This is a genomic window from Salibacterium qingdaonense, assembly GCF_900114715.1.
GTDB lineage: Bacteria > Bacillota > Bacilli > Bacillales > Marinococcaceae > Salibacterium > Salibacterium qingdaonense.
This window is the reverse complement of the sequence record NZ_FOTY01000003.1, coordinates 157,059-182,936: the sequence shown is the minus strand read 5'-3', so window position 1 is coordinate 182,936 and position 25,878 is coordinate 157,059. Positions and strand designations below refer to the sequence as shown.

Genomic DNA, 25,878 nt, shown 5'->3' with positions numbered 1-25,878 from the left:
TTTCGAACAAATGAAAAGAAAGAGCAGTCTTAGTATGCCCGCCTGCCCGTGCGGCACTCTGCCAAAATCCAGCATTACACCTCAGCCGCTGTACTGCACGAAGAACAGTAACCATACACTTCAAACTTATGACCGGTCACTTCGAATTCTTCGTCGCTGCTGCCATTTATCCATTCCATCGGGCAGGCATGAACCTGCTTTGTCTTCCCACAGTCCAGACAAATCAAGTGATGATGGTGACGATCGGTGGAACAATGGAAACGAAACCGTTTCTCCCCTTCAAGCTCAGTCACTTCTAAAATCTCCATGTCTTCAAAAAGGGATAAATTACGGTAAACCGTATCAAAACTGACGTTGGGATAGTCTGTCTGAAGGGCGGTAAGCACATCTTTTGCGGACAGGTAACGTTTTTCTTCGGCGAAAACAGAAAGCATCTGTTCCCGTTTTCCGGTAAATTTATATCCATGTTCCTTTAAAAGTGAAAGCGCCTGGTCTACATTCATAATTGATTCCTCCTGCTGAAAATACGTGCCGAAACCGGCTTCCATGCCAATACAGCTCCAAGTATCAAAGCTGCGGATACGACAATGGATCCACCGGTGGCCAGACTCAAGTGATACGAACTAATGACCCCGGTCAAAACAGCGGCCTCTCCAATAACGATGCTCCATAAAACGAGCGCCCGGAAACTCGAGGCAAGCTGCAGAGCCGCAGCTGCAGGGAGAGAGATAAGAGCTCCGACCAACAGAATTCCAACAACTTTCATTGACATGGAGATAACCAGTGCAGTCAAAAATGAAAACAGAAAATTGATGGTTTTCATCTTGATACCGGATACTGCCGCTCCCTCCTGATCAAAAGAAACAAAAACAAGTTCTTTGAAAAAGAGACCAAATAACAGGCCGGAGACAATGAACGTAATCAGTATAAAAAGAAGGTCACCTTTTCCGACCGACACCACGCTTCCGAACAGATAATCGTACCATTCATTCTGCCCTGAAGGTGCCAAACTCATAAAAACCGCACTTAATCCAATGCCGGCCGATAAAATAATCGGGGCGGCCAGTTCCTGAAACGATGCGTACTCCTGTCTTAATTTCTCAATAAAAAGCGAACCTGCCAGAGAAAAAGCAAATCCCGTATAGAGCGGATGTACAGGTATAAACTGCATCGTACCGCCAATTAAAACCCCGGCAGAGATGCCGGTCAGTGTTACGTGGGAAAGAGAATCGGCTATTATCGAAGAACGGCGCACAGCAAGCAGGGTCCCCATAAGCGGTGCAATCAGTCCGATGCAGAGTGCTGCTATGATACCCCGTTCCAAAAATGTTAATTCCATCATTAATATCACATCTTCACTATCTTTATTCTATATGAAAAGTCTCTGCGCCTGCAACTTATTCCGCCGCAGTTTCCTTTTGACGTCCGGGATGATAAACAGGTCTGCCTGAAGCCCTTCGGTACATCATGGCTGAAAAAAGAAGGAAAAGCGCAGCCAATACAATCATCCCACCTGAAGAGACATCGAGGTAAAACGCTGATATCATTCCGCTTATAACTGCTGACTCACCGACGATGACTGAATACATAAACATCTGCCGGAAACTTTTGGCTACCTGAAGAGCTGCTGCTACCGGAAGTGTCATCAGAGACGAAACGAGCAGAATTCCAACAAGCTGCATGGAAGTTGCGATCACAAGAGCTGTCATAATAATGAACAGCAGATTCATGCTTTTTACTGGAATACCGCTGACCCGCGCCTGATTTTCATCAAACGCGATAAAGAGCAGTTGGTTGTAAAACAGAATAAGCACAACTGCAACAAAAGCCGTTATTCCGGCAACAGCCGCGAGATCGTCCCTGCTGACAGCAATAATGCTGCCAAATAAGTACTGAAACAAATCCTGGTTGAACCCATCTGCCAAAGAAATAAAAATAACTCCCAGTCCTATAGCACTTGACAAAATAATCGGCACCGCCAGTTCCTGGTATGCCGTGTATACCAAACGCAGTTTTTCAATCAAGAGGGAACCCGCAGCCGCAAAGACCATTCCCATATAAACCGGACTGAGCCCTGTTAAAATGGACAGCGTCTGGGAGAGAAACAAATGAAAGGCAATACCGGTTAACGTGATATGGGATAAAGCATCCGTGATCAGTGCCAAACGCCGTACTACAATGAAAACACCCAGCACCGGTGCGGTGAATCCAATCAATACCCCCGTAATTACTGCATTCCGCAGAAAATCATATTGTATAAAAGCTTCCATTATTAACTATGCCCCCCGTGCTGATGGGACAGAATCTCAACATTTTCCCCGTACATAGAAATAAGATCACTCTCTTCAAAGTCTCCGGCTGAACCATGAAAATGAAGAGTCTGCTGCAAACAGGCTACATGACTGACATACTTTGTCATAACGCCTACATCGTGCGTCACCAAAAGCAATGTCAGATTCTCCTCCTCATTCAGACGCGACAACAACTGATAAAAGCGTTGTACGGTGGCAGCATCTACACCAACCGTTGGCTCGTCCAGTATTAAAACGTCCGGCTCACTAACTAAAGCACGGGCGATAAACACTCTTTGCTGCTGTCCTCCGGATAATTCTCCAATATTTCGATGTTTATACTCCAGCATACCAACCTGCTGCAATGTTTCATCAATTTTCTTCTTATGGTGCCGATTTAAAAAACGGAAAAGACCGACTTTAGAAAACAGCCCCATCGAGACAACTTCATATACCGTTGCTGGAAACCCCAGGTTCACAGAAGCTGCTTTCTGGGGTACATAACCAATCCTTTCCCAATGTTTGAATGTCGTCAGTGGCTGTTCAAACAACGAAACGGTCCCTGCATCCGGTTGAAGCAGTCCGAGCATAATTTTAATCAATGTCGATTTTCCTGAACCATTCGGCCCGACAAGTCCTAAAAATTCCCCTTTATGCACAGATAAATCAATACTGCTTAAAATCGTTTGGTTTCCTCTTTGAAATGTTATATTGTTCATATTTACCATGGTACTTATATGATTATCGTCCATGAGCGGGAATCCTCCCTTTTCATAGTAATCGTAATAATTACGATTTGCACGCAGGCAAGTATACATCATCGTGCTTTCATTGTAAACTATATCACATTTATCGTGCTTGTTCTTTTTCTTTACACCGTTTATCATAAAATTACAATGATTTAAACGGTAGGGAGCGATATCGGACAAATGATGACAACGAAGGAAAAAGTAGCGGTAATTGATATTGGGTCCAACTCCATCCGCCTTGTGATTAATGAACTGGATGAAAAAAAGGGAACAAGAGAACTGCAGAACCTAAAACTGGTGGCAAGGTTGAATAACCATATTGACGCTTTTAACAGGCTTACCGAAGAGGGTATGAATATTCTGAAAGAATCACTTTGTCAATTCGAAGAAGTTATCATCCACCACGGTGTAGATCGTGTGAAAGCGGTGGCCACTGCAGCGGTGCGAAATGCTTCCAATCAACAGGATATCCTGGATCACATACACAATAGCACGTCGATCACTATCCGCGTTCTGACAGAAGATGAAGAAGCGTATTACGGATACCTTGCCGTTGTTAATTCCACTGCTGTAGAAGACGGAATTTCGATAGACATCGGGGGCGGAAGCAGTGAAATTACTTTTTTTAAAAATAAAACCCTCATCCATACACACAGTTTCCCGTTCGGTGCCCTGACATTGAAACAGAAATTTTTTCCCGGCCGGGATCCACAGAAAGAAGATCTAAAACAGCTTTCGGACTTTCTCTATGAGCAGTTTGCATCTCTCCCCTGGCTTCAGGATGCCTCGGGGCTTCCTGTTATCGGAATCGGCGGAAGTGCCAGAAACATGGCGCTTGTTCATCAGGCACAACGTGATTACCCTCTTTCCGGGCTTCATCAGTATGAAATGACTCCGGCTGCTATTGAGGATGTTTTGCAGAATTTCGAAAAAGCCGGGTTCAAACAGCGGGAAAACATGGAGGGTCTTTCTAAAGACCGCGCAGACGTCATCATTCCAGCGGTCCGGCTCATTCATGAACTCATTTCCTATCTGCGATCTAATTATTTCATGATGAGTAGTAAGGGCCTGCGTGAAGGGTTGTTTTTTGAAGAATTGCTGCGCGAGCATTCATTGCACGCACTTCCGGAAGTTGCGGAAGAAAGCTTTTTTCAACTGAGCCGGGAATTTGAAATGAACGAGGAGTACGTCCAGGAAGTGGGAAGTCTCGCCCGAAAGTTGTATACCGAGCTTGAAGAAACCATACCGGAACAACTGACATCCGGGGAAAATGTGCCACTCCTCCAAAAAAGCGCTAAAGTACTTTATATCGGGGAGTTTATCAGTCACGAAACGAGCAGCCAGCACACATTTTACGTGTTGACGAACCGCTCTATTGACGGAATCCCCCATTCTGAAAGGCTCGCTATGGCATTTATTGCTTCTTTCAAATCAAAATCATGGATGAAACGTCTGTCCCCGCCTTTTCAGAACTATGTCTCTAAAAAAGAATTCAAGCGCTATGAACTTCTCGGAAGTATTCTAAAATTATCGTATGCCCTGGACCGGACAAAACGCCAGGTCGTCCAGGAAGTTTCAGCAGTACACAATGATGGTAAATCAATCGATCTGTACATAGGATGCAGGGAAGGAACCTACAGCTACTTTGAAGAAATGAAGAGCCAGAAGTACAAAAAGCACGTCGAGAAAATTTTAAAACGAAAAATAACACTTCATTTCTATCCTATAAGTGAACTTAATAAATCCTTTACATTTTAATGTTAAAATGAATTCGAACGATGTACTGTAAGGATAGGTGAACAAATGATGACTTCTGATGAACAGCTTGAACCGGATTTGAATAACCCGGCTTACTATAATAATCGGGAACTGAGCTGGCTTGCTTTTAATGAAAGAGTGCTTGAAGAAGCACTGGATGAGACGAATCCCCTGCTTGAACGTCTGAAGTTCTCCGCTATTTTCAGTTCCAACCTGGATGAATTTTTTATGGTCCGGGTGGCCGGTCTGAAAGATCAAGTGGCAGCCGGCTACAATAAACCGGAAAACAAGGCCGGTCTGACTCCGAAACAGCAGCTGAAGAAAATCACAGAAAAAACAAGGGAACTAACCCATCTCCAGGACAATTTTTTTACGGAAACATTAACATCTCTTCTTCATCAGGAGCACATTGAATTTCTGACAATGGAAGAATTAAGCGCTGAACAGATGGGGTATCTCCGTAATTATTTTCGAGAGTATATTTTTCCTGTGCTTACTCCTCTCGCAGTGGATGCATACCGCCCGTTTCCTATTCTGCTGAGTAAGTCCATTAATTTGGCTGTACTGTTAAAGGAAACCAGTCAGGTACATAGTGAACAGATAGCCATCGTACAGGTTCCTGCCGTGTTAAGCCGTTATATCGAAATGCCCGGCACATCCCCCAACCGGAAACAATTTATCATGCTCGAACAGGTGATCAGCGAGTTTATTGGAGAGCTGTTCGTGGGCTACAAAGTAATTTCTGTATCTCCGTTCCGCATTACAAGAAATGCCGATCTCACCATTCATGAGGAAGGGGCGCGGGATCTGCTCGTAGAAATTGAAAAAGAACTGAAAAAACGAAAATGGGGAGCTGCCGTGCGTTTTGAATACCAAATTGGTTTAATGGATGAGAGAATTCTCCACTACCTCACGCAGGAACTTGAAATTCACCCCAACGACGTGTACAGGTTAAGGGGGCCGCTTGATCAAACGTTTCTTTTTCAATTGTACAGTCAAATGGCTGAAGAATCTGAACACCTTGTTTATGAAACATTAATTCCACAGCCTCCCGAAGACTTGATTGATGAGACGGAGGATGTCTTAAATGTTGCGAAGAATAAGGATATTCTTCTGCATCATCCGTATGAGTCTTTTCAGGGAGTTATTGATTTTATCACAGCTGCAGCAAAAGATCCGGCTGTGCTCGCCATCAAACAGACGCTTTACCGGGTCAGCGGGGATTCACCGGTTGTCCATGCCCTCACTGAAGCTGCAGAAAACGGTAAGCAGGTAACAGTGCTTGTGGAACTGAAAGCCCGGTTTGATGAAGAAAATAATATTCAATGGGCGAAGAAGCTGGAAAAATCAGGTGTTCATGTGATCTACGGGATCACCGGGCTGAAAACCCACAGCAAAATTACACTTGTTGTCAGGCAGTCTCACGGCATTGAACGGTTCGTTCATTTAGGGACAGGCAATTACAACGATTCCACCGCCAAGTTATATACTGATATGGGATGGATTACATCAAGAGAAGATGTCGGTGAAGACGCGACAAATTTTTTCAACTACCTGAGTGGTTATCGTACCAAGCCGGAATGGAACCATATTTCCACTTCCCCGGTGGAGATACGTGACGAGCTTCTGCGGTATATGGATGAAGAAATCTCTTTTCATGAGAATAACGGCGGGGGCCGCATCATTGCCAAAATGAACTCTCTTACTGATAAGCCCCTCATTCTTAAGCTTTATGAAGCTTCCCGTGCGGGTGTGAAAATCGATCTGATTGTACGCGGAATCTGCTGCCTGCGGCCGGGTATTGAAGGAATCAGCGACAACATCAGGGTCCGCAGTATTGTCGGAAGATTTCTCGAACACACCCGTCTATTTTATTTTCATCATAACGGGGCAGAGTCTTATTTTCTCTCTTCGGCAGACTGGATGACAAGAAACATGGAAAAACGTATTGAAATCATGTTCCCCATACTCGATGACAGACTGAAAGCACGGCTGAAAACCGTGCTTGAGATCACCTTGCATGACAATGAAAAAGCCCGGATTCAAGATAGCGACGGTAAGTACCATTATGTGGCCCGGGAAGAAAATGAAGAGGCTGTCAACAGCCAGCTTCGGCTGTTTGAACACGCCGCTCGTTTTATTGACCATCAAGATGAATAAATACAGATTATTATCAAAAAGAGTCTGGGACAAAAGTAAAATAGGTGGAGGACAATACGAATATCTTGCAGCGTTGCTCAACAGTCTAGTGGCAGCGGAGCCAAAATGCTTCGACTCCTGCTCAGAACAGCACGAGTCTCGGGGACCCCGCAGGAAGCGGTTTTCTTCCGAGGAGGCTTGAGCCGTGCCCGCGGCAAAGAAGACACGATGAGCCCCGGCGAATCGATGTCGCCCTTGTGCTCTGGAGTAAAAGCGAAGCATTTTGGCGCAGCGGTTTGTCTCAGCAACGAAAAATGCCGAACGATTTTTTAAAATCGTTCGGCATTTTTCTATCTTATACAGGTTTTGTCCCAGACTCTTTTTCCTTTAGGACTGCTCTTTTTCTGCAGGGTCCTCAAACTGAGCTGCTTTGTTTTGAATTTCCTTTGCATACCAGCTCCGGGCATGTCCATGTTTTTCTTCATATTCCTCAAGACCGCCGATGCCGCGGTGATAGGCTGTAAGTGCCTGGTTCCAGTTTCCGTATTCCCCGTGCAGATAATGAAGATATTCTATGGAAAGCTGAATGGAATAAAATGGGTCGAATAACATCGAATGCGCATACGGCAGATCAGCCATATCCGCGATCCACGGTCCGGTGTTTTTCATAAACTGTGCCAGCCCGTAGGCATGCCCATATTTTGTCGGCGGTCCTGTCAGCTTTGGATCGAACGTGCCGCCGGTTTCCACTTTCAGCAGTTCAAACACAAGAGACGGCGGAATATCTTTCTTTTCTGCTTGATATACCATATAAGTGCCCCAATCAATTTGGAAAGATCCACCGCTCTTTTCTTTCAGTTTTTCCGCCACCTGTCTCGCATCATTCCACTCGTGATATCCTGCATCCCAGGAGATCTTTTCGGATTTAGTCAGAAATGATGCTTTATCGTTCAACGTCTGTGCCTTCTCCAGTTCCGCACTCTTTCCCTCCAGTTCGTTCAAATGGGATTGATCAAACCCCGTCATCAAAAGAAGGAAGGATAGCAGAAAGGTTGTCCCTATTAAGGGTGCGTGTTTCAGTGATGCCACCTCCGTTTCATTTTCATGGACACTATGAAGCAGGCCCTGCCCGTATTACCCCCACATTTTGTGTCCTAAACATGAAGGTCTTGCAAAAGCCGTAATTTCTGATTGTGTAATCCTTTAGCAACTTCGTCAACCAAATCGGCTCCTGCTTTTTTGAATTGTTTTGACGCACGCCTGTCGATTACCATATAAAGGAATGGGGACAGGTTCTATGAGGAGGGTGTATCTGTGATTAAAGCATGTATCCCCCTTTCTTTTTCGTTGGACGGAGCCGTCTGCCCGACTCCAGCGGGAGAAGCGTCAGCCGAAGATCACCGGGTGATTTTCCCGGTAGCTGAGGCGACGCCCGCGGAAAGCGGGCAGGAAAGGCGGAGTCCAACGAAACGCTTCCTATATTTGGATAATAAACAGTCGCGGTTTTGATGGCATCTTGTCACTGAATCCAATTCTATACACCATAAAAGAAGAGCTGCCCCGCACACTGAAGGGACAGCTCTTCTTTTATTCCCTGTGATAAAGGGGGAAAGACAGATTTATGTTCGTTCCTTGTCCAGGCCCGCTCTCCACCTCGAACGTGCCGTTATGTTCCTCCATAATTTTTTTACACAATGGAATACCCACTCCCGTTCCCTTTTCTTTGGTTGTGAAGAATGGTTTTCCGATGTTTTCAAGAACATGGGCGGGAATACCGGAACCATTATCTTTCAGCTGAATGATCAAATGACCATCCCTTGAGAAACTGTTTAAGGAGAATTCATTATTTTTCCTTCCTTCCGGAAACGCGTCCATTGAATTTCGAAGGGCATTCAGCATAATCTGTTTAAAAGAGGACTCATTTACCTCTATAACACCTTCAACCGGCTCGACCTGGTAATGAAACAACACTCCCTGCATCAAACATTCCGAGCGCATCATGTCAATGACACTATCGAGAAGGTCAGAAGGCACCTTCCATTCTTTTTGGACTTTTTTACGGGCGACCGACAGAAAATTGTCTATTATTTCATTCATTCGTTCCACTTCGGACAATATCGTGTCCGAATACTTATAAAAACTTTCCGTCAGTGATGACAACTGCAGAAATCCTTTTATGACGGACAAAGGATTACGGAGTTCATGTGCCACCCCGGCTGACAGATAAGAAACCGATTCCATTTGATCTTGGTACGTAAGAAGGCGGTGATACTTTTTTTCATACGTGAGGTCATATACCATAAGAAGGACAGAATCTGTGTCCGCTAAATAGATTCCTTTTAAATAAAGCCAATTTTCCGCCTGGTCATTTTTCACTTCCAGCTCAAGGGGCTTCTGTTTCTCAAGTACTTCATCGACAAGTTTAGGTGCGACTTCCAGTTTTGCAGTTGAATGCAACGGACTTTCATACCTCGTCTTTCGGTCAGAAACAGTTCCCACTTCCGGTTCAGGATGGATATAGTTTTTAAAAGCTTCATTGTACATTTCAATGTTCATATCCGCATTAATAATGGCCCCGGCATGCTCAAACTGCTGCAGCAATTCAGAGGTTTCAACGGAAAATCTGCTCCTGGACATATTTCGTCCGCTTAGTAGAATATATCCTTCCGACCATTCCGCATTATATTGAATATACTGCTTGTCCTGCTGAAAACAGTGGCAGACCGGTACTCCTTCGGAAAATCCCCGGCATTTGACTTCTTCCAGAAAATACTTCACCTGCTGCTGCCGTTTCGTTGGTACATAGCGGAAAAAAGAATCGTACTCTGAAAAAAAAGCGGCTGCTGTTTCATTCACAGATAGAATCATTCCACTCTCTGACAATAGAAGTTCCATTACATCCGACCTGAGTGCCTGAAATTTTTCCTGAAAATCACTCGTATCTACGGTCTGCAGCGATTGATTCATGGTACCCCTCCTTGATTAAACCAGTTCCATACCACATATGCTTCCCCTGGTGCCCCGCCATTTTTTATCCTGTTTTCAATTATACTAAAATTTTCAATAATTGCTACATTTTTTGGTCATTTTTTTCTAATGCATTCATCGCAATATTTCTGCTTCCATGGAAAATTCACTTACAGGGTGACATTTACGGGAATTCTGCATAGATATAAAAGCAGTTCTTTATCAGATTTTATGCAGGAAGGATGTAAAACATGAATGCTTTCAAAGAACAGTGGATCAAGTATAAAATAGCTGAAATGCGGCCTGAAGACATTCTTCAATATGCACGTGTGTTTGGTGTCCCTATGATGCCCGAAGAGGCGGCCGTCATCCTTCATGTTGTTCAGACTCATTCATGGAGTATCGATGATGCATCAACCCACCAGCCTGTTTTCAACGCCATTCAAAAGAATGTTTCACCTGAAACCTTTCAGGCCGTGAAACAGCTTTATCATCAGTATATGACGTAAAACACCGTTGTATTTTTCGTACAATCAGTAAAAGTCCTATCTACAAACAGCACAACAGCAGCTGCCCGGTGCCCCTCTTTTTTAGAGGGCTGACAGATGTGATTTTTGATAAAAAAAGCTCCCAACAGGAAGGGTATTCCTTATCGGGAGGGAGGGACGCCATGGCTCTTTGTGCTTACTGTGAAAGAAGTTCATCTTTCATCGTTTCGTTAAACGATTTCGCAGTGAGCATTTCAATCTCGTGCTTATAAGGCGGCTTTTTATTTTTCTTGTCGGTGCCGACATATGGTGTTTCCAGTATTTTTGGAATGCTGTCGAACTCGGAATGGTGCACGATATCTTTCAGTGCTTCAAAACCGATATAGCCAAAACCTATGTTTTCGTGACGGTCTTTAGCTGCCCCTTTTTCATTTTTACTGTCGTTCACATGCAGCACTTTAAGCCGGTCCATACCGATATGTTTATCAAACGATGTCAATACACCGTCGAAATCATGAACAATGTCATAACCGGCATCATGGGTGTGACAAGTGTCAAAGCAGACGGATAACTTTTCATTATGCGTTACTCCGTCTATAATCGCCGCCAGTTCTTCAAATGTACGACCGCATTCAGAACCTTTACCAGCCATTGTCTCCAGCGCAATCTGAACATTCTGGGAAGGGTCAATTACTTCATTCAATCCCTCAATGATTTTTGCGATTCCTTTATCCGCCCCTTCTCCGACATGGGATCCAGGATGAAGCACAATCTGTGCTGCCCCAATCGCTTCTGTCCGTTCTATCTCCGATCGTAAAAAGTCCACACCCAGCTGAAAGGTCTCCGGCTTAGTGGTATTGGCTATATTTATGATGTAGGGAGCATGTACGACAACCTCTTTAATGCCGTGTTCGGCCATGTGCTCCCTGCCTTTTTCAATGTTTAAATCCTCAATTGCTTTTCTACGCGTATTCTGCGGGGCACCAGTATAAATCATCATGGCCGAAGCATTGTAGGAATATGCTTCTTCACTTGATCCGAGAAGCATCTTCTTTCCATTCATGGAAACGTGGGATCCTAGTAACACCGTGATTGTCCTCCTTATTTTCTGCGTTTTTTATTTTGTCTGCCCGCAGGCTGCTGTGCGGCTTTCTTTTTGTACCCTGGTTTCACTTTTTTCGGTTTCTTCACCGCAGCATCTGTGTCTGACGACTTGTTTTTCTTTTTTGCAGCCTTTTTCAATGGATTGTCGAGCAGGGTGAATTCTCCTTTTTTAAAATCAATAAAGGTACACGGGGTGCTCTGATCCTGTAATTTCGAGACGCGGGGATATTCGGACTGTTCATCTATGAGCGTGTACACTTCTCCGTCCGCCCCGGCGCGTCCGGTCCGGCCTGCCCGGTGCACGTAGTATCCGAGTTCTTTCGGAAGAGAATGATTAATAATGTGGGAAACTCCTTCAATATCCATTCCTCTTGCGGCCAGGTCTGTTGCTACCAGATATTGCACGTCGAGCTTATCGATATTGCGCATCACCTGTTTACGTCGGCGCGGGCTGATATCGCCGTGCAGTGTGTCCGCATGAATGCCCTTCATGCTCATTGCTTCAGCCATTTCATCCGCTTCTTCTTTCGTGGAAGTGAATATAATCGCAAAATAAGGCTGAAGCCTGAGAGCGAGCTCAATCGTGAGCTCCGTCCTGTTTCGATGTCTGATCGGGATGAAGTAATGATCGATGACAGCCGGTGACGCTTCTTCCGGACGAACATGCACATGCCGGGGCGAACTCATATATTTTTTCAGAAACGGCTGCAGTGCCTCCGGAATAGTGGCGGAAAACACCAACATCTGCAGCGTCTCCGGCATTTTAGAAGCTACCGGATCGATTTCTTCAATAAATCCCATGTCGAGCATCTGGTCGGCTTCATCTACGACAAGCATTTCCGCTTTACTGACATCCAACACACCGCTGTCTGTCATATCTTTCAGCCGTCCTGGCGTCGCAGTCACGATATGAGGCGGCTGCTGAAACTGTTCTACCGTTTTCTGGCGGTCCGTCCCTCCGATAAGTGTTTTGGCGGAAATACGACTGCCTTCTCCAACCTCCAGCAGTTTCTTGAGTTCCTGATGAAGCTGAGAGGCCAGTTCCCTTGTCGGAGCGAGAATGACGGCCTGTACATGATGTTTTTCCGGATCGATACGGGCGGCAACCGGGAGCAGAAATGCCAGTGTCTTCCCCGTTCCTGTCTGGGATTGTCCTATGACGTCCCTTTTATTCAAAACAGCCGGGATCAGCCTTTCCTGAATATCGGCCGGCTGATGGATATGCTGTTTTTCAAGCGCCTCCAATAGAAACGGAGGCAGTTCAAACCTTTTAAATCCTTTCATGTCTAACCGCCTTCCATGGTACAAAATGTTCTTCGTTTCTTCTTTTGCACAACTGTCTTTGTGCCTTCATATTTTATCATAAACAGGGCAAAAACACAGCCGCAGCTTTCCGTTCAATAATAGAAAGGATGAACAGTATGCCAGATTTTTTTCATGAGTATTCACATGCACCGTTAACGCACCACCCGCCTGCTCCTCCACCTCCTCCGCATCGTTATCCATATGCCGGAGGAGCTCCGAGTGCTGTGCCCCGGCAGTTCACGCAAACAATGCCGGCACTGGAGACTCTTCTGCCACGGGTTCAGCAGGCGCTTCGTCTTGCGCAGACAGCTGCACCGTATATTAAGCAGTATTACCCACTCGTAAAGCAGCTTCCTTTCTTTCTAAAAATGTTGTCTGCAGCACCTGCTTCCACCGGATCACCAGCACCGTCAAAAACATCAGAATTCCCTTACGAATTAGATCACGACCGGGGTAGAGAGGAAGAAGAGGAAAAAGAAATGACTCCTCCTCCGAAACTTTATGTGTAACAAATCCGGAACTGCCTCCTCTTTTACATTCAACTTGATAGATAGTATAATGATGACAGTGTACCCATGCAATGATGATGTGGTATGGAGTATGTTAACAAAGATTGAAAATATGGATGAAATAGAATCAGTTTCAGAGGAGGCTGTTATGGAAGTAATTAAGGTCGCCCCGAGGGGATACTGCTACGGTGTAGTGGATGCAATGGTTATCGCAAAACAAGCTGCCCAAAGTGTAGATCTGCCGCGCCCCATTTATATTCTGGGAATGATCGTTCATAATACACATGTGACCGAAGCGTTTGATGAGGAAGGTATCATCTCTCTGGACGGGCCCAACCGTCTTGAAATACTGAGAGAGGTGGAAAAAGGCACCGTCATTTTCACTGCTCACGGCGTCTCCCCGGAAGTCCGCGAACTCGCAGAAGAAAAAGGACTTACCACCGTGGACGCAACCTGCCCGGATGTAACCCGCACCCATGAATTAATAACCAGCAATAGAGATGCGGGCTATCATGTCATCTACATTGGGAAAAAGGGTCATCCCGAGCCGGAAGGTGCAGTAGGCATGGGTCCTGATATCGTTCATCTGGTGGAAACCAAGGAAGATATCGAGGAACTTGAGATTCCGACTGAAAATATCACCATCACCAATCAGACGACCATGAGCCAGTGGGATGTATCTGATATCATGAACGCAGCGCTGGAACGTTTTCCAACCGCTGAAATTAACAATGAAATCTGCAAGGCCACCCAGGTGCGCCAGGAAGCTGTCTCGGAACAGGCCGGAGATGCTGATCTGATGCTTGTTGTCGGCGATCCTAAAAGTAATAACTCGAACCGGCTTGCCCAGGTTTCCGAGAGTAACGCAGGAACACCGGCCCGACGGATTGCCGATATTACCGAGCTTAATCTCGCATGGCTGCAGGGAATCGAGACAATCGCTGTGACCGCCGGCGCATCCACGCCGACCCCGATCACCAAAGAAGTCATCGATTTTCTGAAGCAGTACGACGAAAACGACCCATCCACATGGAATACCGAAAATAAAGTAGAAACATCAAGAATCCTTCCGAAAGTAAAAACCAAAGCAAAATAATGTAAAAAGACCGGCTCTCTTTGTTCAGAGCCGGTCTTTTTCCTTTTTCAACGGAATGTAAATGGTTCCGTGGAGATGGTGGAGGCGTAAAATGTGAGATCACATGCGGAGACGTCGATCAGGGTTTCCATTTTACGTTTGACTCCTTCTTTCATAATCTGTTCGATATGGTGTCCCGGATCTATGGTGTTCAGTCCCTCCATAGCCGCATCCTGCGCGGTATGAAAGTAAAGATCACCGGTGATATACACATCCGCACCGCTGTGAAGAGCATGACTCCAGAACTTATTGCCGTCTCCTCCCAACACTGCCACTTTTCGTACTTCCTTTGGTTCTGTACCGGCTGTGCGGACATGCTTTACTCCGAAAGTTGATTTTACAAGCTGGATAAACGATTCGTAGGAAAGAGGTTCGGGAAGATAACCGGTTCTGCCAAGCCCCTTTATCTCTCCTTCCATATCGAGTGGGTATACATCATATGCCGGCTCCTCATACGGATGAGCATTCTCCAGAGCTTTCGTGACTTCTGGCAGCAGTGTCTCCGGCACAACGGTCTCCATTCGTGTTTCTGCTGCAAACTCCATTTTCCCGCGGGTGCCAAGATACGGATCAGTATTGTCTCCCGGAATGAAGGTGCCTGTTCCATCTGCTGCAAATGTACAGTGGCTGTAATCCCCAATGTGTCCGGCTCCTGCATCTCCAAGAGCAGAACGGACAGTTTCCACATGTCCTTCCGGCACAAAAGCAGTTATTTTTTTCAAAGGGATTTCTGTCGTGGGAACGAGCACTTCTGTTTCTCCCAGGCCAAGAGCCTCAGTGAGCATATCATTAACCCCGCCGTCTGCGATATCAAGGTTCGTGTGGGCAGCGTACACGGCGATATCGTGCTTGATGCATTTCTCAATAATGGATCCTTTTTTGCCGGACGTTTCAAGTGATGCCAGCGGTTTAAAAATCAAAGGATGGTGGGCTATAATTAAGTCTATGTCTTTTTCCACCGCTTCCTCTACTACTTCCATGGAGACGTCCAGGGTGGTAAGAACCCGGTGCACCGGCTTGTTCAACGTACCGACCATTAAGCCGACGTTATCTTTTTCCACTGCAAGAGAGCGCGGAGCCCACGTTTCAAAAGCTTCTATAATCGTTCGTCCGTCAGCTGGTTTCATGGGGAAGGACCTCCTCTGCCATTCGGATTTTTCTTCTGAGTTCCTGCTTTTTATCTTCCACCTGCTCCGGCTGTTCCGCCTTTTTCAGCTGTCGCAGCACTCGTTCCCATTCTTCTTTTTCCCTCGTCCATTTCTTTATAAAAGTATCATTGTGTTCCTTCATTAAGAAAGGGCCGAATAACAGCTCCGTTTCCTGCACAAAGGGTGCATCGCTGTAGGGAATATCAGGTTCACCCGGAACAGCGGTCAGAATTTCGTAGATACGGGTGTTTTCTTCGATGATTTCCTCGGATTCAAGTTTCCATCCATTTGCGCGTAACCACCGGCGGATTTCCCCAGCACCTACATTCGGCTGAAGAATAAGGTGTTCCACACCGCTCAGCAGCATACTGCCCTCTTCTAATATGGTTGAGATTAATATCCCTCCCATACCGGATATGACAATCGTATCCACGTCATCCTCTTTGTGCAGGGCGTGAAGACCGTTTCCAGAGCGTACCTGTATCCGGTTCTCCAGCCCCTCTTCTATTATGTTGGCACGGGCAGCAGCAAGCGGCCCCTCATTCACATCGGCAGCTACTGCAGAAGCGGCCGCATTGTGTTTGACAGCGAAAATAGGAATGGCACCGTGATCCGTTCCAATATCAGCAATTACAGAACCTTTCCGTATATGTCCGGCCACAGCCCGCAGTCTTTTCGTTACATTATCATGGTTCATGATTTCATGGATTCCTCTCTTTACATGGCAAAAGAAGGAGGAGTTGTCCTCCTCCTTCTTTATTCTTCAGACAGCGAAAGCAAATATTCGGCTACCGCCTGCGCGTCTTCCGCCGATGAAACTACACCAGGAGGCATGTCCCCGACGCCGTTTTGTGCAATGTCAGCTATTTCTTCAGCCGACATGTCATTTCCAACGTTTGAAATATTAGGGCCGCTGCCACCCTCCAGGTTTTCGCCGTGACAGCTGATGCAGTTTTCGTTCACGACCTGCTCCCCGCGTGCAACCGGATCCAACTGCGATTCCTCTTCTCCTTCATTTGCCTGCTGATTGACACCAACAAGGGACAGCCCCACTGTCAGAACAAGACCAGCAACCGCGATTAGAAAAAACGGAATGAGAGGCTTTCCTTTCATAACCTTTCCCCCTTTAGCCTATGTACATATACTGTACTCTTACAAGTATGCATTCCTTTTCATTTTACTTTATTATTCCTGCCAAGAAAAGTCTCTACGCGCACTTTTATAGTTTTTGTCACACTGTGTTCTCTTATCCCCGGTGTTTACAAAATAAAAATAAACAGGCTGGTGAGAAGCACACCTGCTCCCCCCGCCCATAAAAGATAGGGAAGCTTCCGGTAATAACCGGCAGCAAACCAAATGGAGCAGTTTAAAAGAATCGTCACATAAAGAAGCACATTGCTTTCTTCAAAACGCATCACGCTTGTTGTACTGCCCGTAAAAAAAATAACAGCACCTGCTGAGATAAGAAGGTGGAACAGCATACCATCCTGTTTCCGGGCATACACAGCCATACCAAAGACAAAGGCAGCAAGCACCAGATGCGAGAGCGTTTGCAATAGAAGGGAAAAAGAAGTAAAATGGATAACAATAAATGTTAAAACCACTGCCGCCACAGCCAAACAAAGCATAACAATAAACCGCTTTTGCGGGGGGCGGGAGGCGGAAAAAGGCGGGGATTCACCGCTTATCGCTTCAGCCTCTTCCCCTTCTGAATAAAGCATCAGCAGAAAATTGCAGTAATCATCCGGCAGCAGTTGATTCGCCTTCCAGTATTTTATTTCTTTTATTAAAATATCTCTTCTGTATTCATCCATGCGAATTCCCCTCTGTCCGGACGCAGAAGTTCCCACACGCCGTATTCTTCCTGAAACAGGAAAAGATTGCCCCTTGGCGGATGGAGAGGCAATCGTGCTGTTTCCATTTAATCGAGAAAGTCTTTGAGACGTTTGCTTCTGCTTGGATGACGCAGTTTGCGGAGTGCTTTGGCCTCGATTTGACGGATCCGCTCTCTTGTGACACCGAAAACTTTCCCAACTTCTTCCAGTGTTCGGGTTCTTCCGTCATCCAGACCGAAGCGGAGCCGAAGTACGTTTTCTTCTCTATCTGTCAACGTATCCAGCACATCTTCAAGCTGTTCTTTGAGCAGTTCATACGCTGCCGCGTCTGATGGTGCTGTTGCTTCCTGATCCTCAATGAAGTCTCCGAGGTGGGAATCATCTTCTTCGCCAATCGGTGTTTCAAGGGATACAGGTTCCTGCGCGATTTTTAGAATCTCCCGTACCTTATCCGGAGTCAAATCCATTTCTTTGGAAACTTCTTCCGGTGTGGGCTCGCGTCCAAGGTCCTGAAGGAGCTGGCGCTGGACTCTGATTAGTTTATTGATTGTTTCCACCATATGAACGGGGATACGAATGGTTCTCGCCTGATCGGCAATAGCCCTGGTAATAGCCTGGCGTATCCACCACGTCGCATACGTACTGAATTTAAACCCTTTGTCGTAATCAAACTTTTCAACGGCTTTAATAAGCCCCATATTTCCTTCCTGAATAAGGTCAAGAAAGAGCATGCCGCGGCCGACGTAACGCTTGGCAATGGAGACAACGAGACGGAGGTTCGCTTCAGCAAGGCGGCGTTTCGCTTCATCATCGCCTTCTTCAATCTGTTTGGCGTACGTGATTTCTTCCTGTGCGGAAAGAAGAGGGACCCGGCCGATTTCTTTCAAATACATACGGACAGGATCATTAATTTTAATACCCGGGGGTACGCTGAGATCATTTAAATCGAGCTCTTCTTCTTCTTTTTCCACCTGTTCCATACTGGGGACTTCTTCCCCTTCATTAAGCAGATCGATTCCTTGTTCTCCGAGGTATTCAAAAAACTCGTCCATCTGCTCTGAATCCTGGTCATACGGCGCCAGTTTTTCTGTTATTTCAGCATACGAGAGAACTCCCCGTTTTTTACCGGTTTCGAGTAACTGTTCTTTCACTTGATCGATCGACATTTCACCTTCCGCGAGCGGGCGCGTTGGTTTTTCAGCCATTCTCGATCCCTCCTTCCAATCTTCAAACCGCTGTTTCGCTTTTGAACTTCTGTCCGGAAACTATACCGTATTTATTCTCAGCAATTCGCCGGAAAAAATTCAAAATAACTCCCTATCGTACTCTAAGGAGTTTATTTTTTCAAGGCTTTTTTCATGTTAATCATTTCATTTCCGAGTTTAGCAGCCAGTTCAACATCCTGATTTCGTTCTGCTTCTTTTAATTTTTGGTGTATTTGTTCTATTTCTACCCATTTTGGATAGTTTTTAATCTTGTCCACATAGTCAGCTAATTCATTTTCCGACATGTGTTCTGTAATGTCAAGCATTGCGATCTCCGATGCTTCCTTTATCAGTTCCGGATCACTGAGGTGATTAATAAAAGATCCGGTTTCGGCCTGGTGTCCCTCTCCGTAGTAGGCATAAAGATGAGCGGCAAGAGCAGCATGATGATCCAGATTAAAATCGCCGCCGAGTTTTTCCTGTACTTCCATGCAGGCATCCCGGTCGCGCATCATGTGAGCCAGAAGATACCGCTCCGCGTTATGATGTGCAGGATGAAGTCTCGCTCCGGAGTAATGGTCAAATCCCCGGCGTTTCTCTTCTTTTTCCTGATCTTCTTCAGTTGGAGCAGGGTGCCTTTTTACGCCCTTGTCTTTATAAATCCGGTATTGTTCCTGTTTCAGTGCATCCAGAGAGAGCGAGAATTCATCAGCCAGCTGTCTTAGATAAAAGTCACGCTCGACCGCCCGGGAAAGAGCAGTCATTTCTTTTAAAACTTCTTCGATATAACGGAGTTTATCTCCTTCATCCTGAAGATTTTTATCTTTCTTTAAAGCCTGGATTTTAAAGCTCATAAAAGGGAGAGCGGTTTCGATAATTTCTTTTTGAAAACGGTCCATTCCATGCATTTGGATATAGTCATCGGGGTCTGTCTGGGCGGGAAGCATTGCCGCCTCCACGTTTAACCCCTGTTTTTCAAGAACTTCACCCGCTCTCCAGGCCGCTTCCTGCCCGGCATTATCTCCATCGTAGCAGATAATAATACGTTCGGTATTACGGCGGATGATTTGAGCCTGTCTGTCAGTCAAAGAAGTTCCAAGCGATGCCAGCCCGTTATCAACACCTGCCTTGTTCGCAGCGATAACATCAGAATATCCTTCAAACAGTACAGCGGTATTCTCTCTGCGCACAGCCTTCCTTGCCACGTCAAACCCATACAATAGTTCATTTTTATGAAATAGTGCCGAATCCGGGCTGTTCAGATATTTCGGTTCCGCTCCACCGAGTGTTCTACCGCCGAAACCAACTGTCCGTCCTCGTAAATCACGAATGGGAAACATTATCCGGTTGCGGAATCTGTCCCGCAGTTCCCCGGAGGATTCCTGCCGGTAAAGAAGGCCCTGCTCCTCCATCTGCTCTAGATCAAAACCACGTTTATCAAGCAGACCTTTTAATACTTCGGGCTGATCAGGGGAAAATCCAAGCTGGAAACGTTCCATTAACTCTGCCGTAATCCCCCGTGCTTCAAGGTAGTCATATGCTTGTTTACCCTGTTCGGTATTCATTAACACATGATGATAAAACCTGGCCGCCAGTTCATGCCCTTCACTACGCGATATGGATTCACCAGTTTCTCCTGGACCGGATGAAGCATACGCAGCATCCGGAACAGCAATCCCATTTTTATCAGCCAGGGTCTTCACCGTCTCCGCGAAGGAAAGGCCTTCCATTTCCATCACAAACGTTATCGCGTTTCCACCGGCCCCGCACCCGAAGCAGTGGTACAGCTGTTTGTCGGGTGAAACGGAAAAAGACGGTGTTTTTTCCCCGTGAAACGGACATAAGCCGATATAATGCTTTCCCTGCTTTTTCAGCTGAAGATGTTCACTGACAACATCAACAATATCAAGGGACTGTTGAACTTCGGTAATTGTTTCTTCCGGTATAAGACCTGCCAAAACTTCATCCCCCGCTTTATTTACCGGTGCAAGCCTCCGTAAAACCACCAGTTGATGAAAGCTTCCCTTTGTAAGTTGATTATTTCTGCTCCCCGCAAAGCTCTTTTAGAGCCTGTACGAATCTAAGACGGTCCGTTTTTGTGAGGGGAGGAGGTCCCTTTATTCTGGTTTTTTTCTGTTTAGCCTTTATTCCTTCATACCGGCCGATCAGGAGGGCATCCATATCCTTCCCGCGAAATATCATCCCACGCGGGGAAACGGGAACTGCTCCTTTCTGCAGCATCATAGCAGCCAGACCATTGTCTCCGGTGATGATAATATCGCCGCGGGAAGCATGATTATGGATGTAGACATCAACCGCTTCCGGTTCATTATCGAGAACGACCGGAGTGGAATGGTACGACCTGTTCGAAACATGGGCCAGGCTGAATACAAAATAGGATGGAATCTCATTCTCGAAGGCAAATGAATCAATTTCCTGTTTAACAGGACAGGCATCGGCGTCTGTGTAAATAGCTATTAACAATCCACCCTTTCTCATTCGACAGTCCTAAACAAAATCCTGCTTCCTGTTTTAATAAATTTCGATTTTTATCAAAGGGATATTACAATTTTCTCCCGGGACTCAGCTTTTCTGAAACATATTCGCGATTAAATTCGCTGTTTCTTCCACTGCTTTACTGGATACATCGATAACCGTGCAGCCGATCTGTTCCATCACTCTCCGGGAATGAGCCAATTCCTGTTCAATCCGCTCCCGTTTGGCATAATTAGCTTCTGCTTTTAATCCCAGAGATTTCAGCCGTTCCATTCTTATATCATTCAGCTTTTCCGGACTGATCGTCAATCCAATACACTTTTTCGAGGAAATTCTGAACAATTCCTCCGGCGGTTCCACCTCCGGAACAAGCGGTACGTTGGCAACCTTGAGTCGTTTATGGGCTAGATACTGGGATAACGGTGTCTTGGACGTTCTTGAAACACCCACCAGTACAATATCTGCCCGCAGAATACCACCGGGGTCACGGCCGTCATCGTATTTCACCGCAAACTCTATTGCTTCTACTTTCCGGAAATAGTCTTCGTCCAATCGGTAAACAAGCCCGGGCTCGTATTTGGGATTCATACCGGAGACAGTCGTCATTTTTTCGAGCATCGGCCCGATGATATCAACCGTTTCTACTCCTTCTTCTCCCGCCCGTCTTAAAAGATAATCATTTTTTTCCGGAATAACAAGTGTGTAGGCTATCATAGCCCGTACTTCTCTGGCAAGCTCTATAACTTCCTCAATGGTACCTTCATCTTCTACATAAGGAATTCTGCGGATTTCCATGCCGCGTTCTCCGAACTGGCTGGCTGCCGCTTTCACAACCAATTCCGCGGTCTCCCCGACAGAATCAGAGACGACGTATACAATCGGACGCTCTCCGGTATTTGATTCCATCCCCATCCTCCTTGCCGTCAAAATTATTCTATCCATCCATCCGGTCATGAGAAAGATCGACAAGCACTTTGGTCATATTGGTTTTCGTGACTCTGCCTATGACTTCATACTGGTGGTTTTCTGTTTCTTTCACCACCGGAAGGGCATCAATCTGTTTTTCAATCAGCTTGTTGGCTACTTCAATAAGGAGGTCGTCTTTTTTACATACTGCGATATTGGGCATTCTGGTCATGATAATGCTCACGGGCATTGCTTCCAGTTCCTGTTTTCCAATACTTGCTCTGAGCAGGTCCTTGCGGGAAAGTACACCTACAAGACCAGCTTGATTATTGACGACAAACAGAGTACCGACATCTTCCAGAAACATCGTGCAGACCGCATCATACACAGAATGAGATTCATTAACGACGACTGGAATCGACTGGTAATCTTGAACCGTCAGTTTTTTCACTTTTTCCGTCAAAAGCTGGGACCCTGTTTTACCGGTAAAGAAATAGCCCACCCGGGGCCGTGCATCCAGAAATCCGGCCATCGTTAATATGGCAAGATCCGGACGAAGGGTGGCACGGGTTAACGATAACTTATCCGCAATGTGTTCCCCGGTGATTGGTCCGTTTTCTTTTACGATATTCAGAATATATTCCTGCCGGTCCGACAGTTCGATTATCATCACCGCCTTAAGGCCGCTTCTTTTCCTGCAGCGGTCTGATTCTTTCCTCCATTATATCCTAATGCGCGGAAGATGACCATGTAGAGGTTTCATCTCTGTGCATACTATTTAGTCTTGGCTGACATAATACGAGTCACATATAAAATAATCAAGAAAATACAATCTGCCTGAAATCAGCAAAGCGGCTGATTTCAGAGGATAGATGCTTCATCATAGCCAGGCGGTTGTTCTTTAATGCTTCATCATCAGCCATTACCATCACGTGCTCAAAGTAGGAATGAATGAATGGCTTCAGTGTTTCCAGGTATTTATAGGCAGTCTGGATATCGGCCGTTTCAAGTGCATTCGGGAGTTCTTTTTCCAGTGTTTGAGCGGCTTGGTAAAGTTGTACTTCTTCGTCTGCCTGCAGCAGATCTTTATTCACAGCAGAAAGGTTGTCTTCGGCTTTTCGGGCGATGTTGGTCACCCGGCTTAATGCTTCGACCATATCTTTAAATGATTCATCTTCTGAGACGGACTGCAGAAAAGCTGCCTTCCCGGTTATTTCGCGCACCTGGCTTCCGGGATTTTCAAGAACGGCATCAGCGATATCATGACGAATCCCCTGTTCACTGAGCAGCGTTTTCAGTCTTAAACGGAAAAAGGACAGGATCTCTTCTTCCACTGTGCGGGCGGGCTGCTGAAGCAGTCCTGCTATTTCCGCTTCACGCACTGCCTGATGGACAAATGTTTCAAGCGGTACGGCCACGTTATGTTCCATTAAAATCCGGGCTGCTCCGGCTGCCTGTCTCCGCAGACCGTGCGGATCCTGGGAGCCGGTTGGAATTAATCCGATACCGAAACAGACGGCTATTGTGTCCATTTTTTCAGCCAAACCGAGCACTGCTCCCGGATCGGAGGCGGGTACGTCATCGGAAGCGTGTTTTGGTTTATAGTGTTCGCGGACAGCTTGAGCCGTCTCTGGATTTTCCCCTGCCAACAGCGCATATTTTTCTCCCATGAGCCCCTGCAGTTCGGTAAACTCATCCACCATCAACGTGACAAGATCAAACTTGGAAATGGCGGCTGCCCGTGTCGTATCAGCTGTCATTTTTTCATTGAGCTGAAACAGGGTTCCATAGGAAGAAGCAAGATCCCGGACTCTTTGGACTTTGTCGCCGATGGTTCCAAGATCTTCATGAAAGACAATCGAATCGAGTTTCGCCGTTGCATTGTCCGGTGTAAGTTTCTGGTCTTCTTCATAGAAAAATACGGCATCCGATAATCTGGCACGAATCACTTTTTCATTCCCTTTTTGAACATTTTCCAAGTGTTCGGCATTTCCGTTACGTATAGTAACAAAGTAAGGGAGAAGTTTCCCATTTTTGTCTTCCACCGGAAAATAACGCTGATGCTCCCTCATGGAAGTAATAAGTACTTCTTCCGGAAGTTCCAGAAAACGTTCCTCAAACTTTCCATAAAGTGCCGTCGGGTATTCCACCAGGTTATTCACTTCTTCCAGCAGATCTTCGGTAATGAGAATATGCCAGCTTTGTTTGTCTGCCATATCATGAATCTGCCGGCGTATCGTTTCTCTCCGCTTTTCCGGATCGACCATTACATACTGCTCAAGCAGTGTCTGTTCATAAGATCCGGCATCAGGGATATCTGCTGCTCCGCCGAGTACACGGTGGCCGTAGGATCGTCTTCCGCTGTCCACATCGGTAATCGTAAACGGAATAACTTCGCTGCCAAACAAAGCGGTCAGCCAGTGGATAGGACGGACAAATCGGAGGTCATACGTACTCCACCGCATATTCTTGGGGAATGTCAAGCTCGTGATGACTTCGCCAATTCCTTCCAGTATTTCAGCAGCTGCCCTTCCTTTTTCTTCTTTGCGTACGAAGACGTACTCACTGCCTTTTACATCCTGAAAATAAAGATCTTTCAATTCAGCGCCCTGGCCGCGGGCAAAGCCGGCTGCTGCTTTTGTCCAGTTCCCATCTTCGTCAACAGCAATCTGACGGGCCGGACCTTTTGCTTCTTCCATTACATCTTCCTGCATACCAGCCAGATGATTGACTCTTACAGCAAGACGGCGCGGGGTGGAAAAAGCATCAATGGAATCAAAAGCGAGGCGGTTTTCTGTCAACCACTGACCAACTTTCTGCTGCAGCTGCTGCATTGCATCTGTCACAAAACGGGCCGGCATTTCTTCCATTCCGATTTCAAGCAGAAAATGCTGATTACTCATGACGGGATTCCTCCTCTTTTAACAACGGGAAGCCGAGCTTTTCCCGTTCTTCATAATAGGCAGACGCACATTTACGGGCCAGGTTTCGTACTCTGGCAATATATCCGGTTCGTTCTGTTACCGATATTGCTCCTCCGGCATCAAGCAGATTAAAAACGTGCGAACATTTCAGCACGTAGTCATAGGCCGGAAACACAAGTTTCTCCTCCAGCGCGCGCTGTGCTTCTTTTTCGTAAACGGCAAATTCCTTAAAGAGCATGTCGTGATCCGCAACATCAAACGTGTAGCGGGAATGTTCATACTCCGGCTGCAAAAAGACATCACCGTACGTAAAGCCGTCGACCCAGGTCAGATCAAATACGTTTTCCTTGTCCTGAATGTAAGAGGCAATTCGTTCAATGCCGTACGTTATTTCAACGGCTACCGGATCCGAATCAATGCCGCCGACCTGCTGGAAATATGTAAACTGGGTGATTTCCATCCCATCGAGCCATACTTCCCAGCCCAGGCCCCATGCACTCAAGGTCGGAGCTTCCCAGTTGTCTTCCACAAAACGGATGTCGTGTTCTCTCGGATTAATGCCGAGTTCTTCCAGACTGCGCAGATAGATATCCTGAATATCAAGCGGGGACGGTTTCATAATCACCTGAAACTGGTGATGCTGGTACAGACGGTTCGGATTCTCCCCGTACCTTCCGTCCGCTGGTCGTCTCGAAGGTTCCACATACGCTGTATTCCAGGGCTCTGGTCCGATACTCCGCAAAAAAGTCATCGGGTTCATCGTGCCTGCCCCTTTTTCGACGTCATATGCCTGCATAATCAAGCAGTTCTGTTCCGCCCAGAAATTCTGGAGCTTTAAAATCATGTCCTGTACATTCATAAGCCAGCCTCCTTTATTCACTAAAAAGACCCGTCCCTATATACCAGGCGGGTATATAGG

25 protein-coding genes are annotated in these 25,878 nt (G+C 46.2%); 6 read left to right on the top strand and 19 right to left on the bottom strand.

The features are described from left to right. Positions 1-74 precede the first annotated feature (74 nt). The 4 genes from BM058_RS04205 to BM058_RS04190 are packed head-to-tail and all read right to left on the bottom strand — an operon-like array spanning position 75 to position 3,043. Positions 75-503 carry a Fur family transcriptional regulator gene (locus tag BM058_RS04205; protein WP_090925765.1) on the bottom strand — a complete coding sequence of 143 codons (429 nt, stop codon included), beginning with the start codon at positions 501-503 and terminating at the stop codon, positions 75-77. Then, complete coding sequence (locus tag BM058_RS04200; protein WP_245736831.1) at positions 500-1,342, bottom strand: metal ABC transporter permease; 843 nt, start codon at positions 1,340-1,342, stop codon at positions 500-502. Before BM058_RS04200 ends, BM058_RS04205 begins: the two co-directional genes overlap by 4 nt. Before the next feature lie 55 nt (positions 1,343-1,397). Further along, positions 1,398-2,270: a metal ABC transporter permease gene (locus tag BM058_RS04195; RefSeq protein WP_322787871.1), complete on the bottom strand. Its 873-nt coding sequence runs from the start codon at positions 2,268-2,270 to the stop codon at positions 1,398-1,400. Between the two features lie 2 nt (positions 2,271-2,272). Next, positions 2,273-3,043, bottom strand: coding sequence for a metal ABC transporter ATP-binding protein (locus tag BM058_RS04190; RefSeq protein ID WP_090925763.1), 771 nt, complete (start codon positions 3,041-3,043; stop codon positions 2,273-2,275). A gap of 177 nt (positions 3,044-3,220) precedes the next feature. Between BM058_RS04190 and ppx the strand changes: the two genes are divergently transcribed. Both ppx and BM058_RS04180 read left to right on the top strand, forming a co-directional pair. Beyond that, complete coding sequence (gene ppx, locus BM058_RS04185; RefSeq protein ID WP_245736830.1) at positions 3,221-4,798, top strand: exopolyphosphatase; 1,578 nt, start codon at positions 3,221-3,223, stop codon at positions 4,796-4,798. A 45-nt stretch (positions 4,799-4,843) separates the two neighbouring features. Further along, entirely contained in the window at positions 4,844-6,958 is a 2,115-nt protein-coding gene (locus BM058_RS04180) for an RNA degradosome polyphosphate kinase (protein ID WP_407690160.1), read from the top strand. A gap of 366 nt (positions 6,959-7,324) precedes the next feature. Here BM058_RS04180 and BM058_RS04175 read toward each other — a convergent pair whose 3' ends face one another. Continuing rightward, the gene (locus tag BM058_RS04175; protein ID WP_245736829.1) at positions 7,325-8,026 is read right to left on the bottom strand and encodes a lytic transglycosylase domain-containing protein; all 702 of its coding nucleotides are present in this window, start codon (positions 8,024-8,026) and stop codon (positions 7,325-7,327) included. Positions 8,027-8,251: 225 nt separating this feature from the next. On the opposite strand from BM058_RS04175, the gene BM058_RS04170 reads away from it, so the two are divergent. Further along, entirely contained in the window at positions 8,252-8,446 is a 195-nt protein-coding gene (locus BM058_RS04170) for a hypothetical protein (protein WP_090925760.1), read from the top strand. A 78-nt stretch (positions 8,447-8,524) separates the two neighbouring features. On the opposite strand, the gene BM058_RS04165 is transcribed toward BM058_RS04170, so the two are convergent. Then, on the bottom strand, positions 8,525-9,904 hold the full coding sequence (locus BM058_RS04165; RefSeq protein ID WP_090925759.1) for a sensor histidine kinase: 1,380 nt from the start codon (positions 9,902-9,904) through the stop codon (positions 8,525-8,527). Between the two features lie 251 nt (positions 9,905-10,155). On the opposite strand from BM058_RS04165, the gene BM058_RS04160 reads away from it, so the two are divergent. Further along, positions 10,156-10,413, top strand: a complete 258-nt coding sequence (locus BM058_RS04160; protein WP_090925758.1) for a DUF2624 family protein — start codon at positions 10,156-10,158, stop codon at positions 10,411-10,413. Positions 10,414-10,588: 175 nt separating this feature from the next. Here BM058_RS04160 and BM058_RS04155 read toward each other — a convergent pair whose 3' ends face one another. Both BM058_RS04155 and BM058_RS04150 read right to left on the bottom strand, forming a co-directional pair. Beyond that, complete coding sequence (locus BM058_RS04155; RefSeq protein WP_090925757.1) at positions 10,589-11,479, bottom strand: deoxyribonuclease IV; 891 nt, start codon at positions 11,477-11,479, stop codon at positions 10,589-10,591. Between the two features lie 14 nt (positions 11,480-11,493). Continuing rightward, positions 11,494-12,780 carry a DEAD/DEAH box helicase gene (locus tag BM058_RS04150; RefSeq protein WP_090925756.1) on the bottom strand — a complete coding sequence of 429 codons (1,287 nt, stop codon included), beginning with the start codon at positions 12,778-12,780 and terminating at the stop codon, positions 11,494-11,496. A 137-nt stretch (positions 12,781-12,917) separates the two neighbouring features. Here BM058_RS04150 and vrrA point away from each other — a divergent pair, with 137 nt between their 5' ends. Beyond that, positions 12,918-13,310: a VrrA/YqfQ family protein gene (vrrA, locus tag BM058_RS04145; RefSeq protein ID WP_177195422.1), complete on the top strand. Its 393-nt coding sequence runs from the start codon at positions 12,918-12,920 to the stop codon at positions 13,308-13,310. Between the two features lie 148 nt (positions 13,311-13,458). Further along, the gene (locus BM058_RS04140; RefSeq protein WP_090925754.1) at positions 13,459-14,406 is read left to right on the top strand and encodes a 4-hydroxy-3-methylbut-2-enyl diphosphate reductase; all 948 of its coding nucleotides are present in this window, start codon (positions 13,459-13,461) and stop codon (positions 14,404-14,406) included. A gap of 47 nt (positions 14,407-14,453) precedes the next feature. Here the strand turns inward: BM058_RS04140 and BM058_RS04135 are convergent, their stop codons facing one another. The 11 genes from BM058_RS04135 to glyQ all read right to left on the bottom strand — a co-directional run bounded on the left by BM058_RS04135 (position 14,454) and on the right by glyQ (position 25,818). Continuing rightward, positions 14,454-15,572, bottom strand: coding sequence for a Nif3-like dinuclear metal center hexameric protein (locus BM058_RS04135; protein WP_090925753.1), 1,119 nt, complete (start codon positions 15,570-15,572; stop codon positions 14,454-14,456). Beyond that, complete coding sequence (locus BM058_RS04130) at positions 15,559-16,290, bottom strand: tRNA (adenine(22)-N(1))-methyltransferase (protein WP_090925752.1); 732 nt, start codon at positions 16,288-16,290, stop codon at positions 15,559-15,561. The genes BM058_RS04135 and BM058_RS04130 overlap by 14 nt, the downstream gene beginning before the upstream one ends. A 59-nt stretch (positions 16,291-16,349) precedes the next feature. Continuing rightward, entirely contained in the window at positions 16,350-16,706 is a 357-nt protein-coding gene (locus BM058_RS04125; RefSeq protein ID WP_090925751.1) for a c-type cytochrome, read from the bottom strand. A 146-nt stretch (positions 16,707-16,852) separates the two neighbouring features. Beyond that, positions 16,853-17,407 carry a hypothetical protein gene (locus tag BM058_RS04120; protein WP_090925750.1) on the bottom strand — a complete coding sequence of 185 codons (555 nt, stop codon included), beginning with the start codon at positions 17,405-17,407 and terminating at the stop codon, positions 16,853-16,855. A 107-nt stretch (positions 17,408-17,514) separates the two neighbouring features. After that, positions 17,515-18,633: an RNA polymerase sigma factor RpoD gene (rpoD, locus tag BM058_RS04115; protein WP_026700327.1), complete on the bottom strand. Its 1,119-nt coding sequence runs from the start codon at positions 18,631-18,633 to the stop codon at positions 17,515-17,517. A 131-nt stretch (positions 18,634-18,764) separates the two neighbouring features. After that, positions 18,765-20,591 carry a DNA primase gene (gene dnaG, locus BM058_RS04110; protein WP_090925749.1) on the bottom strand — a complete coding sequence of 609 codons (1,827 nt, stop codon included), beginning with the start codon at positions 20,589-20,591 and terminating at the stop codon, positions 18,765-18,767. A gap of 79 nt (positions 20,592-20,670) precedes the next feature. After that, complete coding sequence (locus BM058_RS04105; protein ID WP_090925748.1) at positions 20,671-21,132, bottom strand: DUF188 domain-containing protein; 462 nt, start codon at positions 21,130-21,132, stop codon at positions 20,671-20,673. A gap of 84 nt (positions 21,133-21,216) precedes the next feature. Continuing rightward, positions 21,217-22,035 carry a pyruvate, water dikinase regulatory protein gene (locus tag BM058_RS04100; RefSeq protein WP_090925747.1) on the bottom strand — a complete coding sequence of 273 codons (819 nt, stop codon included), beginning with the start codon at positions 22,033-22,035 and terminating at the stop codon, positions 21,217-21,219. Between the two features lie 28 nt (positions 22,036-22,063). Next, positions 22,064-22,705: a helix-turn-helix transcriptional regulator gene (locus BM058_RS04095; RefSeq protein WP_090925746.1), complete on the bottom strand. Its 642-nt coding sequence runs from the start codon at positions 22,703-22,705 to the stop codon at positions 22,064-22,066. A gap of 148 nt (positions 22,706-22,853) precedes the next feature. After that, on the bottom strand, positions 22,854-24,938 hold the full coding sequence (gene glyS, locus BM058_RS04090; protein ID WP_090925745.1) for a glycine--tRNA ligase subunit beta: 2,085 nt from the start codon (positions 24,936-24,938) through the stop codon (positions 22,854-22,856). Next, complete coding sequence (glyQ, locus tag BM058_RS04085) at positions 24,931-25,818, bottom strand: glycine--tRNA ligase subunit alpha (RefSeq protein ID WP_090925744.1); 888 nt, start codon at positions 25,816-25,818, stop codon at positions 24,931-24,933. The genes glyS and glyQ overlap by 8 nt, the downstream gene beginning before the upstream one ends. Positions 25,819-25,878: the final 60 nt, after the last annotated feature.